This window comes from Streptococcus sp. HMSC066F01 (assembly GCF_001837335.1).
GTDB classification, from domain to species: domain Bacteria; phylum Bacillota; class Bacilli; order Lactobacillales; family Streptococcaceae; genus Streptococcus; species Streptococcus oralis_S.
Genome location: NZ_KV832103.1, coordinates 1 through 1,896, shown reverse-complemented (window position 1 = coordinate 1,896; position 1,896 = coordinate 1). Strand labels below are relative to the sequence as shown.

The following is a 1,896-nucleotide window of genomic DNA, read 5'->3' as shown; positions in this document are numbered from 1 at the left end:
GGTGGTGTTGGCTCATTTTCGTAGTTTGGTACTACTGGAGCTGGTTCCAGTGGTTTCTCTACTTCATAAGTTGGAGCTTGTGGTGCAGTTGGTTCTACTGGCGGAGTTGGTTTTTCCTTAGTAATTTTCGGAACGTTGACGGCACGAATCTTACCATTAAGTGAGTACCAGATGTTTGGTCTTTTACCTGTATCAACCGCCATAACTGGATCAGAAGGAACTACTAGGGTCGCAGAAATAGCACCAACAGTAACATGATTCGTAGGGCCAGACATACTAATAGCTCCAGCACCATACCAAGAGTTTGGAGCATCTGATGAATCCCATCCTGAATTAGGCTGGCTATTTTTATACATTGTCCAGCGAGCTCCACCCTGTCCTTGTTTAAAGTTAAGAGTTTCTGTGGCATAAATCTTTCCGTCTTTTTCTCCAACAGATGAACCGGAAATTTTAATAAAGTTACCAGTGTAATCCTTGGCCATCTCAATAGAATTATTTTCTCTATTTAGAGATGCAACTGAAAGAAGGGCATTGTCGAAATTAATTGGTTGGTCATTTTCATCATAGAAGGTAAATTCATTTTTAATGAAAATTGAAGTCCCTTTTTCAACATCACCAGTGTAAGCAGAAGCAAAGACTCCCAAAGTTGGGTCACTAAAGATTCCCAACCAAACTTTTCCACTAGGATTTTTAAATTGAGAAGAAGGATCTACAGTATATTTGTAAACAATCTTCGAAATCTTTTTACCGTTGTAGTATGAATTTTGAAGGTTGGTATAAGTTGCTGTAGCACTTTGTCCACGTTCTAAAAGAACCGATCCCCATTTAACCTCTGTTTTATTCCCTACATTGGTCGTCCAGTCTGATTTGTCTCCAATATTACCATACAATTCCACTGAAGAAGTAGTTGCACCGTTCTCCAAGTTCTTGACATTGAGATTGTCTAACTGAAGATTTTTCTTACCATATTGGTCTGTGTCTTTCTTAAAGGCTTCATCAACTGCTGCTGCAGTGAGAAGTTTTCCTTCTGTTTTGAGGTCAAGTTGGGCATTCGGTTCTAAATCATAAACCAAGCTCTGAGCAGATGGCTTAGATAAGTAACCATCTTGATCTTTATTCTTTTCAAGTTCTACAAGCGCTGCCTTAATTTGGGCCTGCTCATCTTCATAAGCCTTTAATTTAGCTGGATACTCAGCCAACTCTTTTTTATATTTGGCAAGATCTGCTTCATATTTAGCAACTTTAACTTCGTATTCAGCTTTTGCGGCGGCATTGCGTTGCTTGATTTCGTCATTTTCAGCTTGGAGCGCTGCATTTTTTGCCTTGTTGTCTTCAACTGCCTTCTCGTAAGTTGCTTTTGCATCGGCATTAGCTTTTTGAACGCGAGCTAATTCCGTCTGGTATTCGGCTAGCTTAGCTTGGTAGTCTGCTTCGTTGGTAGCATTTGCTTGCTTAACTGCCGCCAAATCTGCTTCGTATTTCTTCATCGCAGCTTCATAAGTCGATTTTGCAGTGGCGTTTCGTTGCTTAATAGCTTCATTTTCAGCTTGGATAGCATTGTTTTTAGCTGTGTTTTCTTTTACTGCTTTATCATATGCCTCTTTAGCTTCAGCATTAGCCTTTTGAACACGTGCCAATTCTGTCTGATAAGCTACTAATTTAGCTTGATAATCAGCATCATTATCTTCTTTAGCTTTCTTAATAGCTGCAAGATCCGCTTCATACTGCTTCATCGCCGCGTCATAATTCGCTTTTGCAGTTTCATTACGCTGTTTAATAGCTTCATTTTCAGCTTTAAGCGCTTCGTTTTTCGAAGTATTTTCTTTTACCGCTTTATCATAGGCTTCTTTAGCTTCAGCATTAGCCTTTTGTACTCGAGCTAATTCCGTCTGGTAA

Annotated in this window: 1 protein-coding gene; it reads right to left on the bottom strand. The window is 39.6% G+C overall.

Going from position 1 to position 1,896, the window contains the following annotated elements; all coding sequences use genetic code 11:
* Window positions 1-1,896, bottom strand: a 1,896-nt coding sequence (locus tag HMPREF2655_RS03055) for a GbpC/Spa domain-containing protein (protein ID WP_306806781.1), incomplete at both ends; no start/stop codon positions are given.